14 protein-coding genes are annotated in these 14150 nt (G+C 71.6%); 9 read left to right on the top strand and 5 right to left on the bottom strand.

Annotated features, from left to right (window positions below; genetic code table 11):
* The first annotated feature begins 91 nt into the window (after positions 1 to 91).
* From E6R60_RS25985 to E6R60_RS25975, 3 genes are all read left to right on the top strand, one after another.
* The gene (locus E6R60_RS25985) at positions 92 to 940 is read left to right on the top strand and encodes a hypothetical protein (RefSeq protein ID WP_136329079.1); all 849 of its coding nucleotides are present in this window, start codon (positions 92 to 94) and stop codon (positions 938 to 940) included.
* Between the two features lie 178 nt (positions 941 to 1118).
* Complete coding sequence (locus E6R60_RS25980) at positions 1119 to 2540, top strand: GH1 family beta-glucosidase (protein ID WP_136329078.1); 1422 nt, start codon at positions 1119 to 1121, stop codon at positions 2538 to 2540.
* A 130-nt stretch (positions 2541 to 2670) separates the two neighbouring features.
* Complete coding sequence (locus E6R60_RS25975) at positions 2671 to 2886, top strand: DUF6243 family protein (RefSeq protein ID WP_206309514.1); 216 nt, start codon at positions 2671 to 2673, stop codon at positions 2884 to 2886.
* A gap of 413 nt (positions 2887 to 3299) precedes the next feature.
* On the opposite strand, the gene ychF is transcribed toward E6R60_RS25975, so the two are convergent.
* Positions 3300 to 4388 (bottom strand): redox-regulated ATPase YchF, encoded by a 1089-nt coding sequence (gene ychF / locus E6R60_RS25970; protein WP_136329077.1) that lies wholly within the window; start codon positions 4386 to 4388, stop codon positions 3300 to 3302.
* Positions 4389 to 4909: 521 nt separating this feature from the next.
* Between ychF and E6R60_RS25965 the strand changes: the two genes are divergently transcribed.
* Positions 4910 to 5452, top strand: a complete 543-nt coding sequence (locus E6R60_RS25965; RefSeq protein ID WP_136329118.1) for a DUF6542 domain-containing protein — start codon at positions 4910 to 4912, stop codon at positions 5450 to 5452.
* Between the two features lie 448 nt (positions 5453 to 5900).
* On the opposite strand, the gene ppgK is transcribed toward E6R60_RS25965, so the two are convergent.
* Together ppgK and E6R60_RS25955 are read right to left on the bottom strand one after the other, a co-directional pair.
* Entirely contained in the window at positions 5901 to 6638 is a 738-nt protein-coding gene (ppgK, locus tag E6R60_RS25960; RefSeq protein ID WP_136329076.1) for a polyphosphate--glucose phosphotransferase, read from the bottom strand.
* Between the two features lie 91 nt (positions 6639 to 6729).
* Positions 6730 to 7719: a 4-hydroxy-3-methylbut-2-enyl diphosphate reductase gene (locus E6R60_RS25955; protein WP_206309513.1), complete on the bottom strand. Its 990-nt coding sequence runs from the start codon at positions 7717 to 7719 to the stop codon at positions 6730 to 6732.
* Between the two features lie 87 nt (positions 7720 to 7806).
* Between E6R60_RS25955 and E6R60_RS25950 the strand changes: the two genes are divergently transcribed.
* From E6R60_RS25950 to E6R60_RS25935, 4 genes are all read left to right on the top strand, one after another.
* Positions 7807 to 9186 carry an APC family permease gene (locus E6R60_RS25950; protein ID WP_136329117.1) on the top strand — a complete coding sequence of 460 codons (1380 nt, stop codon included), beginning with the start codon at positions 7807 to 7809 and terminating at the stop codon, positions 9184 to 9186.
* Between the two features lie 85 nt (positions 9187 to 9271).
* Complete coding sequence (xseA, locus tag E6R60_RS25945) at positions 9272 to 10483, top strand: exodeoxyribonuclease VII large subunit (RefSeq protein ID WP_136329074.1); 1212 nt, start codon at positions 9272 to 9274, stop codon at positions 10481 to 10483.
* 100 nt (positions 10484 to 10583) lie between these two features.
* The gene (locus E6R60_RS25940; RefSeq protein ID WP_136329073.1) at positions 10584 to 10844 is read left to right on the top strand and encodes an exodeoxyribonuclease VII small subunit; all 261 of its coding nucleotides are present in this window, start codon (positions 10584 to 10586) and stop codon (positions 10842 to 10844) included.
* Between the two features lie 193 nt (positions 10845 to 11037).
* The gene (locus E6R60_RS25935) at positions 11038 to 11628 is read left to right on the top strand and encodes a malonic semialdehyde reductase (protein WP_136329072.1); all 591 of its coding nucleotides are present in this window, start codon (positions 11038 to 11040) and stop codon (positions 11626 to 11628) included.
* A 97-nt stretch (positions 11629 to 11725) separates the two neighbouring features.
* Here E6R60_RS25935 and E6R60_RS25930 read toward each other — a convergent pair whose 3' ends face one another.
* The gene (locus E6R60_RS25930) at positions 11726 to 12241 is read right to left on the bottom strand and encodes a DUF4245 domain-containing protein (RefSeq protein ID WP_136329071.1); all 516 of its coding nucleotides are present in this window, start codon (positions 12239 to 12241) and stop codon (positions 11726 to 11728) included.
* A 200-nt stretch (positions 12242 to 12441) separates the two neighbouring features.
* On the opposite strand from E6R60_RS25930, the gene glpX reads away from it, so the two are divergent.
* The gene (gene glpX / locus E6R60_RS25925) at positions 12442 to 13473 is read left to right on the top strand and encodes a class II fructose-bisphosphatase (protein ID WP_136329070.1); all 1032 of its coding nucleotides are present in this window, start codon (positions 12442 to 12444) and stop codon (positions 13471 to 13473) included.
* A gap of 125 nt (positions 13474 to 13598) precedes the next feature.
* On the opposite strand, the gene E6R60_RS25920 is transcribed toward glpX, so the two are convergent.
* A complete protein-coding gene (locus E6R60_RS25920) occupies positions 13599 to 13970 on the bottom strand; it encodes a WhiB family transcriptional regulator (protein ID WP_136329069.1) in 372 nt (123 codons plus the stop codon).
* Positions 13971 to 14150: the final 180 nt, after the last annotated feature.

Genomic DNA, 14150 nt, shown 5'->3' with positions numbered 1-14150 from the left:
CCGGTGGGAGATCCCGCGGCGGGGACAACCGGGGCCGGGGTACGGCACACGGATTGACGCGTGCACCGATCGATGGCCGGGAGGTCGCGGCATGGCACGGGGTATCCGCAACACCATCGGGCTCATACTCGCCGTCGTGGGCGCTGCCGCGGCGGTGTGGGCTCCTTTCCGTAATTGGTACAACGGCCGGCTCGGCCACGACTTCCGTTTCTGGGAGCTGTTCACCGGTGCGGGGGTGACCAACTCGGGAGCGGGACTGTTCGCGTCCATGTTCCTGCCGCTCCTCGTCGCCGCCGTGGTCGCCCTCGTGGGAGTGGTGCTGCGGTCGCGGCTGCTGGTGCTCCTCGCCGGAGTCATCGCGTTCGGGTTCGCCGTCCTGTGGATGATCCGGCAGGGCCTGGCGCAGGGCAGTCTGACGGTCGCGGGTGACGGCAGGGGTCTGGGCAGCGGAGTGGGGCTCGCCCTCCTCGGCGGCCTCCTCATGCTCATCGCGTCGGCCGTCATGGGCGGGCGCCCGAGTCGCGTGGAGCGCGAAGAGCGCCGTGCGCGGGAGCGTGAGCGGGAAGCCGTGTACGAGGACCGGGAGCGACGCGGCGCGGCACCCGACGCCCCCTACGGCATGGCGGCCCGTGGCGAACGCGACCCGGACACGGCCGGCCGCCAGGACGCCGCGGAGCCCCGGCGCGCCCCGGCCCCCGATGCCGGCTCCGGCCGCGCACCCGAAGACACCGCCCCGACGCGTTCCATGCGGCGACCGCAGCAGCAGCCCGCCCCGCGCGGGCGGCCGGTGCCGGCCAGGGATGCCGGATCCGACGATGCGGGGCGGGGCAAGCGGGACCGTACGCAGTACGAGGAGGGCGAGCAGTCCGGCGGCTCCCAGTCATCGGACGGCGGACACGGCTCGGGCCGATGGCACCTGCACCGGGGCGACCGGTCCTGAGCCCGGCCGGTTTCGGGGGTTCGGCCGGTCGGTCGGCTCGGCCGAACCGGCTGCCCCCGACCCCACCGGTGGACTCCGACCGAATCAACCGCCGAAGTTTAGCCAGCGTTTAGCCTTTTCCTGACCTCTCCTGCACATCCCCCTGTACAAGGAGCCTGTACCGGTTCAGGATCGACCGGTGACTGACTTCTCCTCGCCGCCGCCCGGTTCCCTGCCGCCCGGTTTCGTCTTCGGGGCCGCCACCGCCGCCTTCCAGATCGAAGGAGGCGCCGACGAGGGCGGCCGAGGAGCGTCCATCTGGGACACCTTCTGCCGAACGCCCGGCCGGGTCCTGGGCGGCGACACCGGCGACGAGGCGTGCGATCACTTCCACCGCTACCCCGAGGACATCGCGCTGCTGCGCGAACTGGGCGTCGACTCCTACCGGTTCTCCGTCTCCTGGCCGCGCATCCAGGCCACCGGCTCAGGGCCCGCGAACGCCCGGGGCATCGGCTTCTACAACCGATTGGTGGACGGCCTCCTGGACGCGGGGGTCGAGCCGGCGGTGACCCTCTACCACTGGGACCTGCCACAGGCCCTGGAGGACACCGGCGGGTGGCGCGTACGGGAGACCGCCGAGCGGTTCGCCGAGTACACGCACCTGGTCGCGGCCGCGCTCGCCGACCGGGTACCTCGCTGGATCACCCTCAACGAGCCGTGGTGCAGCGCCTTCCTCGGTTACGCCGACGACCACCACGCCCCCGGCACCCGGGAGGGCACGCCCGCGCTCGCCGCCGCCCACCATCTGCTGGTCGGACATGGTCTGGCGCTCCAGGCCCTGCGCGCCGCGGGCGTCCGCGAGGCGGGCATCACGCTCAACCTCGACCGGATCACCCCGGCCTCCGCCGGTCCACGCGACGTCGAGGCAGCACTGCGCGCCCGGACCCAGCGCAATCTCGTATGGACCGAGCCCCTGCTGCGGGGCCGGTACCCGGACAGCGAGAGCGACACCTGGGAGGATCTCATCGCACGCCCGGACTTCCGCCGAGACGGTGACCTCCAGCTGATCTCCGCCCCCCTGGACTTCCTCGGCATCAACTACTACACACCTTCCGTGGTCCGCGCCGCGCCCTACCGGGAGGCGGACGCGGCCCTGCGCACGGCGATGGACAACCGCTTCGAAGCCGTGCCGGTCCCCGGCGTCCGGCACACCGCGATGGGCTGGCCCGTGGTGCCCGACTCCCTGCACGACCTGCTGGTCACGCTGAAGGAGCAGTACGGCGCCGCGCTCCCGCCGGTCTTCCTCACCGAGAACGGCAGCGCGGAGGACGACCCGGCACCGGTCGGCGGAACCGTCCACGACGAGCCACGCATCGCCTACCTCCGCGACCACCTGGCAGCGGTCGCCCGCGCCGTCGCCGACGGTGTCGACGTACGCGGCTACTACGCGTGGTCGTTGATGGACAACTTCGAGTGGGCCTACGGCTACAGCAAGCGCTTCGGTCTCGTCCACGTCGACTACGACACCCTGCGCCGCACCCCGAAGGACAGCTACCACTGGTACCGCCGCCTCATCGCCGCCCATCGCGGGCTGGTGCACGGGTCCGACGGGACCGGGTAACGTCTTTGTCATGTTCTTCCACCCGCCGATGTGCGAGTGAGCGCGTGAGCGGCCCCCGCTGACGCCGCCCGTGCTCACCGAGGAAGTCCGTAGATCACTCGATCACTTCGCATCAACACCGGGAGAACCCGTGACCGTGAGCAAGAACATCAACAACCCCGTGGGCATGGGCGGCGGCAAGCGCAAGAGGCTGTCCCGCACCGAACGCCAGAACAACGGCCCGCACCGCAACCTCGACCGCCGGACCGCCGCCGACCAGAAGGCGGAGCTGGTACGGAAGATGCGCGAGAAGGCCGAGGCGGCCGAGGCCCCCACGCAGACCTCCGAGGACCCCGCCCAGAGCTGACACACCCCCGCGGCAGGGCGACGCCCTCACGCGCTCGCCCTGCGCTGCCGGGAACAGGCCCGCCGGGACCACGCATCCGCCCGTGCTCTCCAAGCGCGAGGCAAGGGTGTCGCGCTTCCGAGCTCCCGAGTTCCCCGGTTCCCGAGTTCCCGAGGACGGCTTTCACCCACCGGCCTCGGACCCGGATGCCGACGCGGACACGTTCGCGCCGGGATCCGCAAAGGGCGGCCCCGGCGAACGGACCCCCGTCTGAGCGCCGCCGCCGACGACTCGTCGACCCTCGGTCCGACAGGTACGACCCGTCCACCGCTCCACGTCTACGACTCGTAGCCGCTTCATGTTCTGCGGCCTCCTGCGGACAGCACAACGGCCTGACCCGCTCTCTCGCGGGTCAGGCCGTTGTTCATGCCCGATCAGACGTTGAAGCGGAACTCCACCACGTCCCCGTCCTGCATGACGTAGTCCTTGCCCTCCATGCGCGCCTTGCCCTTGGCGCGGGCCTCGGCGACCGAGCCCGTCTCGACCAGGTCGTCGAAGGAGATGATCTCCGCCTTGATGAAGCCCTTCTGGAAGTCGGTGTGGATCACACCGGCCGCCTCGGGGGCCGTGGCGCCCTTCTTGATGGTCCAGGCGCGGGTTTCCTTCGGACCTGCCGTGAGGTAGGTCTGCAGGCCGAGCGTCTCGAAGCCGACGCGGCCGAGGGTGGCGAGGCCGGGCTCTTCCTGGCCCATCGACTGGAGCAGTTCCAGGGCCTCGTCGTCGTCGAGCTCGATCAGCTCGGACTCGATCTTGGCGTTCAGGAAGATGGCCTCGGCCGGGGCGACCAGGGCACGCTGCTCGGCCTTGAAGTCCTCGTCGACCAGCTCGTCCTCGTCGACGTTGAACACGTAGAGGAAGGGCTTGGTGGTGAGGAGGTGCAGCTCGTGGAGGAGGCGGCCCTTCTCGGTGCCGGCCGTGATGCCCGCGTGGAAGAGGGTGTCGCCCGCTTCCAGGATCTTCTGGGCCTCCTCGACCGCGGCCAGGACCGCCACCTTCTCCTTCTGGAGGCGGGCCTCCTTCGTCAGGCGGGGGACGGCCTTCTCGACGGACTGGAGGTCGGCGAGGATCAGCTCGGTGTTGATCGTCTCGATGTCGTCCTTGGGCGAGACCTTGCCGTCGACGTGGACGACGTTCTCGTCCTTGAAGGCGCGGATGACCTGGCAGATCGCGTCCGACTCGCGGATGTTCGCGAGGAACTTGTTGCCCAGGCCCTCGCCCTCGCTCGCACCGCGCACGATGCCCGCGATGTCGACGAAGTCGACCGTCGCCGGGAGGAGCTTCTGGGAGCCGAAGATCTCCGCGAGCTTGTTCAGCCGCGGGTCGGGGACGCCGACGACGCCGACGTTCGGCTCGATCGTGGCGAACGGGTAGTTGGCCGCCAGCACGTCGTTCTTGGTCAGGGCGTTGAAAAGGGTCGACTTGCCGACATTCGGCAGACCGACGATTCCGATCGTGAGCGACACGGTGGCGACTTCCCTAGGGGGTGGACGGGCTCGAATGGACGTCGGGCCCGGGTGGGCCGATTCTCCAGTTTACGGGCGGGGGCGAGCGGGCGGTCACGCGTCCTGCCGGGTGGCCGCCCGGGCACGGAGCGGCTCCCGCCGCGTGCCTCATCGGACCGGGTCCCGCTGGCCACCCGCGCACGGTGCGGGTCCCGCCGCATGCCCGGTCGGGCGGCCGGTCCATGCGGAATGCGCGGGAGGCGTGGGAGGTGCGGGAGGCGCTCGCGCCGGACGCGTGGGGCCTCGGGATGCGTGCGGAATCGGTTCCCGTTGGGCCGTGTGGCATCGAACTCATCGCCAAGGTCGCCCAAAGCGCGTGTCCCGCACCCGCTTCCGCCTGCCCGGCGACCTACCTTGTCCCGGTGGAGCAGCACAGGACACGTCCCCCGCAGCGCAGGCAGACCCGGCCGGCCCCGCTGTCCCCGTTGGGGACCAAGGAAGCCGGGGGGCCCGTCGGCGAAGGCGCGACCGCCTACCGGGTGATGAGCACGCCCGCGGGGCGGGGCCGCCCGGTGGCGCCTGCCGTCCTCGCCCTGCGGCGGCTGCCCAATCCCCGGCTGACCGGAATCGGCGCCGGGCTCTTCGCCTCCGCCGTCATGTTCGTCGTCGGCTGCGCGGACTGGCTGCTGTTCGACGGTTCGTCCGCCGTGTTCGGCGTGCTGTTCCTGCCGGTCAGCGCGTTGACCGCGCTCTGGGTACGGCCCGCCGACCTGGTGACCGCGCCGATCAGCGTGCCGATCGCGTTCGCCGTCGGCATCGTCCCGATCTCCGGCGGGACAGGCGGCTTCGGCGGGCAGACCATGGCCGTCGTCACCGCTCTCGCCGTCCACGCCGGCTGGCTGTACGGCGGCACGCTCGTCGCGGGCCTCATCGCGACCGTGCGCAAGATCCGTCTGATGCGGGCCCGGCAGCGGCGGATGCTGCTGGCCGCGCAGACCGCCCGGCCGGCCGGGAAGCCGGCACCGGCGGCGCGGCCCGTCGGCCGGGCCGGCGGACGGACGCCGCGGCGCCCCTCCCAGCGCTAGGGCGTGTTTCGAAAGTAGCGCCGTCCGCCCGAAGGGCGGGCCCCGCGGCGTCTGGTGCGTGCGATCGCAAGGCGTGGAAATGGTCTCGTAGCGGAGCTACTAGGACATTTCCACAACGCGGCGAGCGTGCGTGCCAGGCGTCGCAGGGCAGGCGGGCCTTGCACAACGCGGCGAGCGTGCGTGCCAGGCGTCGCAGGGCAGGCGGGCCTTTCGAAACACGCCCTAGGGCCTTTCGTTCGGATCAGGCCGGATGAGGGAGCCGGGTCCGATGCGTCCGGCTGCAAGGCGGAGGAGCGAGTCATGCCTTGGGGCGGGCCTCCCTCCTCGGGCGGGCGAAGCCGACAGCTCGGGGAACATCGCGACCGACGACAACGCGGCAGACGCGCGTGCCGGACCCCGCGAGCCCGGCATGCTCCGAACGAGAGGCCCCAGGCCCCGCCGCAGGCGCTCAGCGCCCCGCCGCCGCCATCGCCGCGCCCACGATGCCCGCGTTGTTCTGCAGCTCCGCGGGGACCATCTCGGCCCGTACGTGCTCGATGAGCGGCAGGAACTTCTCGGCCTTGCGGCTGACTCCGCCGCCGATGATGAACAGCTCGGGCGAGAACAGCATCTCCACGTGGGCCAGGTACTTCTGCACCCGGTGCGCCCAGTGCTGCCAGCTCAGGTCCTCGTCCTCCTTGGCCTTGGTGGAGGCGCGCTTCTCCGCGTCGTGGCCGTGCAGCTCCAGGTGGCCGAGCTCGGTGTTGGGCACGAGCCTGCCGTCGACGAAGAGCGCGCTGCCGATCCCCGTCCCGAACGTCAGCACGATGACCGTGCCCTTGCGGTCCCGGCCCGCACCGAACGTCATCTCGGCGATGCCGGCCGCGTCCGCGTCGTTCAGGATGGTGACCGGGAGGCCGAGCTTGTCACCGAGCAGGGTGCGGGCGTCGAGGTCGATCCAGCCCTTGTCGACATTGGCCGCGGTCCGGGTGAGCCCGTTGGTGACCACACCCGGGAACGTGATGCCCACCGGGCCCTGCCATGCGAAGTGGCCGACCACCTCGGCCACGCACCCCGCCACCTCCTCGGGGGTGGCCGGGTGCGGGGTGAGTACCTTGTGGCGCTCCTGCGCCAGGTCTCCGCGGTCCAGGTCCACGGGAGCACCCTTGATCCCGGATCCGCCGATGTCCACGCCGAAGATCTCCATGTGATCCACGGTACGGGCACCCGGCGCCGCGCACTCCCCGGAACGGGAAACCGGACGGAAAGCCCCTGACCGGCCGGGGGCCGGGTCCGGGCTACTCCGCCGTCAGGGCCGCCGCCTCCGCGCGCAGGTCGCGGCGGAGCTCCTTGGGCAGCGAGAACACGATGGACTCCTCGGCCGCCTTCACGATCTCCACGTCCTCGAAGCCCCGCTCGGACAGCCAGGCCAGGACGCCGTCGACCAGCACCTCGGGCACGGACGCGCCGGAGGTGACCCCGACGGTGGAGACGCCTTCCAGCCACGCCTCGTCGATCTCGTCGGCGGCGTCGACCAGGTAGGAGGCACCCGCGCCGGCTCCGAGGGCGACCTCGACCAGGCGGACGGAGTTCGAGGAGTTCTTCGAACCGACGACGATGACCAGGTCGGCGTCGGCGCCCATCTGCTTCACCGCGATCTGACGGTTCTGCGTGGCGTAGCAGATGTCGTCGCTGGGCGGCGAGATCAGGAGGGGGAACTTCTCCTTCAGCGCACCGACCGTCTCCATCGTCTCGTCGACCGAGAGCGTGGTCTGGGAGAGCCAGACGACCCTGGAGGGGTCGCGCACCTCGACGTTCGCGACGTCCTCGGGACCGTCGACCAGGGTGATGTGGTCGGGGGCCTCGCCGGAGGTGCCGATGACCTCCTCGTGGCCCTCGTGGCCGATCAGGAGGATGTCGAAGTCGTCCTGCGCGAAGCGGACGGCTTCCTTGTGGACCTTGGTGACGAGGGGGCAGGTGGCGTCGATCGTGGCGAGCTTCCGCTCGGCCGCCTCCTCGTGCACGGTCGGTGCGACGCCGTGCGCGGAGAACATGACGATCGAGCCCTCGGGGACCTCGGCGGTCTCCTCGACGAAGATCGCGCCCTTCTTCTCCAGGGTCTGGACCACGTACTTGTTGTGGACGATCTCGTGGCGTACGTAGACCGGGGAGCCGTACTGCTCCAGGGCCTTCTCCACGGCGATCACGGCACGGTCCACGCCCGCGCAGTAGCCACGGGGAGCGGCGAGCAGGACGCGGCGGGGTGTCGTAGCAGTCATGCGTCCCATCGTAAGGCCGTACCGAACAGGCGCGGGGACGGCGAGGTCGGGAAACTGATCATCACGCGACCAATGACGCGACCGACGGAGGACTTCATGGCCGGAAGCGGCACGGAAACCGGCACGGGCGCCGGCGACGCCGGCTCCTCGGAGCGGGTGGGGCTGCGGCGGACTCTCGGCTTCCGGGACCTGGTGGTCTACGGGCTGCTGTTCATCGCCCCGATGGCCCCGGTCGGCGTCTTCGGCACCCTCGACGCGAAGTCCGACGGGGCCGTGGCGCTGGTGTACATCGCCGCGACCGTCGTCATGGCGTTCACCGCCTTCAGTTACGCCCAGATGGTGCGGGTCGCCCCGCTGGCGGGTTCGGTCTTCGCCTACGCGCGCAAGGGGCTCGGGGAAGGGCCGGGGTTCATCGCCGGGTGGATGGCGATGCTGGACTACCTGCTGATCCCCGCCGTCGCCTATCTGTTCTCCGGCATCGCGATGAACTCACTGGTGCCGGGGGTGTCGCGCTGGGTGTGGACGGCGCTGGCGGTGGTCCTGACGACGCTGCTCAACCTCTGGGGCGTGCGGGCGGCGGCCCGGGTCGGCTTCGCGGTGCTCGCGATGGAGATCGTCGTGCTGCTGGTGTTCGTGGTCTCGGCGGTGGTGGTGCTCGTACGGGACGGGGCGCAGCGGGGCTGGCTGACGCCGCTCACCGGGGATTCCGGATTCTCCGCGACGGCCGTGCTGGGCGCGGTGTCGGTGGCGGTCCTCTCCTATCTGGGCTTCGACGCCATCGCCTCGTTCGCGGAGGAGGTGACGGGCGGTTCGGCGAAGGTGGCGCGGGCGGTCCTGTTCTGTCTGGTGCTGGCGGGCGGGCTGTTCGTGGCGCAGTCGTATCTGGCCGCGCTCCTCGAGCCCATGTCCTCGGCGGAGCTGGCCGCCGATCCGGTGGCGCAGGGTTCGGCCTTCTACGACACGGTGGACTCCGCGGTCGGCACGTGGCTGCACGATCTGGTGGCGGTCAGCAAGGCGATCGGGGCGGCGTTCGCTGCGCTGGCCGGGCAGGCGGCAGCGGGGCGGCTGCTGTTCGCGATGGCCCGGGAGCGCCGGCTGCCCGCGCTGCTGTCCAGGATCGACCCGAGCTCGGGGGTGCCCCGGGTCGCGATCCTGATCGCGGCGGTCCTGACGCTGGTGGCGGCGGTGTGGGCGGCGCGGCGGGACGACGGTCTGGATCATCTGGTGTCGGTGGTGGACATCGGGGCGCTGACCGCGTTCGTCCTGCTCCACGCGTCGGTGGTCGGCTGGTTCGCGGTGCGGCGGATGGAGGGGCCGCCGAGCTGGTGGCGGCACGTCCTGATCCCGGTGGTGGGCTCGGGGGTGCTGATCGCGGTGATCGTGGAGGCGACGCCGAGCGCTCAGGTGGTGGGCGCGTGCTGGCTGGTGGTGGGGCTGGTGGTGCTCCTGGCGCAGCGCGGGCGCCGGGTGGCGTGAGGTCCCAAAGGCGCGAGGGGGCCCGGGTGGGTGCTCCGTCGCGGGGCGGGCCGGGTTGTCGGTTCCGGCGGTTACGCTCGCTCGCATGGCTCTCCACACTTCCCCGGAAGCTCCGCTGCCCGTCGGTGACGTGTCGCGGCTGATCGGCGGCTGGATCGACCGGCTCGGCGCGGTCTGGGTCGAGGGGCAGATCACCCAGTTGTCGCGCCGGCCGGGTGCGGGGGTGGTGTTCCTGACCCTGCGCGACCCGTCGCACGACATCTCGGTGAGCGTGACGTGCTTCCGGCAGGCCTTCGACCGGGTCGCGGACGTCGTGACGGAGGGCGCGCGGGTCGTCGTCCTCGCGAAGCCCGAGTGGTACGCGCCCCGCGGCCAGCTCTCGCTGCGGGCCACGGAGATCCGGCCGGTCGGCATCGGCGAGCTGCTGGTCCGGCTGGAACAGCTCAAGAAGTCCCTGGCCTCGGAGGGCCTGTTCGCGCGCGACCGCAAGAAGCCGCTGCCCTTCCTGCCCCAGCTGATCGGTCTGGTCTGCGGGCGCGCGTCGGCGGCCGAACGCGATGTGCTGGAGAACGCGCGCCGCCGGTGGCCCGCCGTCCGCTTCGAGGTGCGCAACACGGCGGTGCAGGGTGTGCACGCGGTGAACCAGGTGGTCCGCGCGGTCAAGGAGCTCGACGCCGTCGACGAGGTGGACGTGATCGTCGTGGCGCGGGGCGGGGGCAGCGTCGAGGACCTGCTGCCGTTCTCGGACGAGGAGCTGATCCGTACGGTCGCCGCCTGCCGCACCCCGGTGGTCTCGGCGATCGGGCACGAACCGGATTCCCCCCTCCTCGACCTGGTCGCCGATGTGCGGGCCTCCACGCCCACGGACGCGGCGAAGAAGGTCGTGCCCGATGTGGGCGAGGAGCTGGACCGGGTGCAGCAGCTGCGGGACCGGGCGCTGCGGACGGTACGGGGGCTGCTCGACCGGGAGGAGCGGGGGCTGGCCCATGCGCTGGGGCGGCCGAGCATGGAGCATCCGCAGCGGATGGTGGACGAGCGCGCCTCGGAGGTCGACGCGCTGATCGGGCGCGGCCGGCGGGTGCTGGGACATCTGCTGGACCGCGCGGACTCGGAGCTGGCCCACACCCGCGCCCGCGTGCTCGCCCTGTCCCCCGCGGCGACGCTGGAGCGCGGGTACGCGGTGCTCCAGCGGGCGGACGGGCACGTGGTCCGTGACCCGGCCGACGCCGGCGCCTCCGGGGAGGTGCTGCGGGCGCGGGTGTCCGGCGGCGAGTTCGCGGTGCGGGTCGCCGAGTGAGCGCCCGGGTACGGGGAAGGCGCGCAGGCCCCGGGACGGGTCCCGGGCAGACGGGGCGGGCCGGGATGGACGGGTATGGCCGACGCATAGGGTGGATCGCATGACGGACGACGGGACGACGACGGCGGCGACGGGCACGCTCGGTTACGAGCAGGCGCGCGACGAGCTGATCGAGGTGGTGCGCCGGCTGGAGGCGGGCGGGACCTCGCTGGAGGACTCCCTCGCGCTGTGGGAGCGCGGCGAGGAGCTGGCGAAGGTCTGCCGGCGCTGGCTGGAGGGCGCGCGCGCCCGTCTCGACGCGGCACTGGCGGGACCCGCCGCCCCCGAGGACACGGGGGACGCGGCGGCCGACGCGCGCTGACGCGGGCGACGCGGCAGTCGACCCGGGCGGGGCGCGGCAGGCGGGAAAGACAGACAGGGCGGAACGGCGCAAGGTGCCCGTGTTGTGGGCTCAGTCACTCCCCGCTCGTTTTAGTTGAAAGTTAACCTACCTCTCCCGTACCGTGATCGATGCCGCTTGATCCCTCGTGACCGTTCGGAAGGTAATACGCAAGATGTCCCTCGTTCTTGACCCCGCCGCCCAGGACCTCCTCTTCCGTGAGGCCCGCACCGCCAACACCTTCACCGACGAGCCGGTGACCGACGAGCAGGTCCAGGCGATCTACGACCTGGTCAAGTACGGCCCCACCGCTTTCAACCAGTCGCCCCTGCGCGTCATCCTGGTCCGCTCGGACGAGGCCCGCGCCCGCCTGGTCCCCCACATGGCCGAGGGCAACCAGGCGAAGACCTCGACCGCCCCGCTGGTCGCGATCCTGGCGACCGACAACGAGTTCCACGAGGAGCTCCCGGCCCTGCTGCCGCACTTCCCGCAGGCCAAGGACGCGTTCTTCTCCGAGCGCCCGGTCCGCGAGTCGGCCGCCGCGCTGAACGGCGCCCTGCAGGCCGCCTACTTCATCATCGGCGTCCGCGCCGCCGGCCTGGCCGCCGGCCCGATGACCGGCTACGACGCCGCGGGCATCGAAAAGGAGTTCCTCGACGGCGACCACAACGTGCTGATGGTCGTCAACATCGGCAAGCCGGGCGAGGACGCCTGGTTCCCGCGTCTGCCGCGCCTGGCGTTCGACGAGGTCGTCAAGACCGTCTGAGCCCCGCCGGCCCCCGGGGGCCGCGCACGGCACACAGGAAGGCCCTGGAGCAGGTGCTCCAGGGCCTTCCTCATGCGTACGCGCGCAGGCGCGGCCGTCAGGACGTCTTGAGTGCCGCCACCATCTCCGCCAGGCGCTCGGGCGAGGCGGACCCGGTCACGACCGTGGTCGCCCCCTTGTCCTGGCGCACGAGGGCGTCGTACTTCGGGCCCTTCCAGTGCTGCCAGGCCTTCCCCGCCACCTGCCGCGTGCGCCCGGTGTCCTTCGCCTTCTGGCTGACCTCGGTGACGTACGTCTGCGCCGGGGAGGTCGACTGCTCCACCGCGACGTACCCGCCGTCCGGGTCGAGGAATCCCAGGTGCCACCTGTTGCCCGCCTGGCGGTCGTAACCGACCGAGGTGGGCTTCCAGCCCGCCAGTCCGCTCGGGGCGGCCACCGGGTACGGGGCGGCGCGCCGCGCGGTCAGGAGCTCGACGCGGTAGTCGACCGCCTTGACCGGATCGGCCTTGTCGTCGTGCGGGATGAAGATGTAGACGACCCCTGCCACGGCGGAGATCGCCGCCAACGACAGGATCATGTCCCGCACCGTCTGCTTGCCTCGCTTGCTTGCCACCCGTCCATCGTCGCATCAGCCCCGACGGGACCGGACCGGGGGCCGGGTCGAGGGACGGAGGCCGCCCGCCCGAGGGCCCCGACCGGCGACCGGATGAGGGCGGTCCGCTCATTCGTGACCCGGTCTGCTCATTTTATCGACCTGACGATAGAGTCACATCACCCTCATCCGGTCGTCGTCGTACAGAAAGGTGCGCTCCGATGTCCGAGCATCATCTGCCGTCCCAGCTGGAGGTCTCCCCGGAGGCCCCCGACCGCAACCTCGCGCTGGAGCTCGTCCGGGTCACCGAGGCCGCTGCCATGGCCGCCGGGCGCTGGGTCGGACGCGGGGACAAGATCGGCGCCGACGGCGCCGCCGTGAAGGCCATGCGGACCCTCGTCTCCACCGTGTCGATGAACGGCATCGTCGTCATCGGTGAGGGCGAGAAGGACGAAGCGCCCATGCTGTTCAACGGCGAGCGCGTCGGCGACGGCACCGGCCCCGAGGTCGACATCGCCGTCGACCCGATCGACGGCACCACCCTCAACGCCAAGGGCATGCCGAACGCGATCGCCGTGCTGGCCGCCGCGGACCGGGGCGCGATGTTCGACCCGTCCGCCGTCTTCTACATGGACAAGCTCGTCACCGGCCCCGAGGCCGCCGACTTCGTCGACATCAACGCCCCCGTCTCGGTGAACATCCGACGGGTCGCGAAGGCGAAGAACTCCACGCCCGAGGACGTCACCGTCGTCATCCTGGACCGCCCCCGCCACGAGGGCATCGTCAAGGAGATCCGGGAGACCGGCGCCCGGATCAAGTTCATCTCCGACGGCGACGTCGCGGGCTCGATCATGGCCGCCCGCGAGGGCACCGGCGTCGACCTCCTCATGGGGATCGGCGGCACGCCCGAAGGCATCATCTCGGCCTGCGCCATAAAGTGCCTCGGCGGTGTCATCCAGGGCAAGCTCTGGCCGAAGGACGCCGCCGAACGGCAGCGCGCCCTGGACGCCGGACACGACCTGGACCGGGTGCTGTCCACGGACGACCTGGTCAGCGGGGACAACGTGTTCTTCGTGGCGACCGGCATCACGGACGGCGAGCTGATGCGCGGCGTGCGCTACCGCGCGGAGACGGCGACCACCGAGTCGATCGTCATGCGCTCCAAGTCGGGCACCATCCGCAAGATCGACTCCACGCACCGGCTGTCGAAGCTGCGTGCCTACAGCGCGATCGACTTCGACCGCGCCAAGTGAGGTAGGGGCGTTTACCGCCTCCGCGCGAAGAGGCGCCCCCTTGTGCGGTGGGGGCGCCTCTTCGCGCAGGACGGGGGCGGGTACGCCCGGCCGGGAAGGCCCGGTACGGCGAGCCCGGAATTCGTTCAGCCGGCCGCGGCTATGCGGTCGGTGGCGCCGGACGCCTTGAGTTCCGCCTCGCGCCGTCTGCGGCGGGCGAGCGCCACGCGGCGTTCGGCAGCCGTGAGGCCGCCCCAGACCCCGTAGGGCTCCGGTTGCACCAAGGCGTGCTCCCGGCATTCGATCATCACGGGGCAGCGCGCGCAGACCCGCTTCGCGGACTCCTCGCGCGACAGCCGGGCAGCAGTCGGCTCCTTCGAAGGGGCGAAGAACAGCCCGGCTTCATCCCGGCGGCACACCGCCTCCGAATGCCAGGGGCCTGCCTGGTCCTCCCTGGCGGGGGTCCGCTGGGAAGGGATGGCGGCGACCTGCAGGGGCTGATGCGGCGGTTGCAGCACGGTCCACTCCTGACGACGACTTCGCGAGCAAGAGGCGATGCAGCACTCCCTACCCGCTGTGCGCGCGCCTATGCACTGAGTGGCACTCAGTTCCGGCGCACGGCCTTGCGGTCGAGCGGACGCGCACCCGAATCCGGGCGCTCCGCACTCCGGTCCGCCGCCGCGCCCCGCCGCCCGCCG

It is taken from the genome of Streptomyces sp. A0642 (genome assembly GCF_004795105.1).
Classification (GTDB): Bacteria; Actinomycetota; Actinomycetes; order Streptomycetales; family Streptomycetaceae; genus Streptomyces.
This window is presented reverse-complemented; position numbering and strand designations above follow the sequence as displayed.

Bases quoted from the DNA above. Each gene is read 5' to 3' on its own strand.
- ppgK (WP_136329076.1), bottom strand. From the start codon at position 6,638: ATGGAGATCTTCGGCGTGGACATCGGCGGATCCGGGATCAAGGGTGCT.
- E6R60_RS25935 (WP_136329072.1), top strand. From the start codon at position 11,038: ATGTCCCTCGTTCTTGACCCCGCCGCCCAGGACCTCCTCTTCCGTGAG.
- E6R60_RS25940 (WP_136329073.1), top strand. From the start codon at position 10,584: ATGACGGACGACGGGACGACGACGGCGGCGACGGGCACGCTCGGTTAC.
- E6R60_RS25955 (WP_206309513.1), bottom strand. From the start codon at position 7,719: ATGGGACGCATGACTGCTACGACACCCCGCCGCGTCCTGCTCGCCGCT.
- xseA (WP_136329074.1), top strand. From the start codon at position 9,272: ATGGCTCTCCACACTTCCCCGGAAGCTCCGCTGCCCGTCGGTGACGTG.
- E6R60_RS25985 (WP_136329079.1), top strand. From the start codon at position 92: ATGGCACGGGGTATCCGCAACACCATCGGGCTCATACTCGCCGTCGTG.
- glpX (WP_136329070.1), top strand. From the start codon at position 12,442: ATGTCCGAGCATCATCTGCCGTCCCAGCTGGAGGTCTCCCCGGAGGCC.
- E6R60_RS25950 (WP_136329117.1), top strand. From the start codon at position 7,807: ATGGCCGGAAGCGGCACGGAAACCGGCACGGGCGCCGGCGACGCCGGC.
- E6R60_RS25965 (WP_136329118.1), top strand. From the start codon at position 4,910: ATGAGCACGCCCGCGGGGCGGGGCCGCCCGGTGGCGCCTGCCGTCCTC.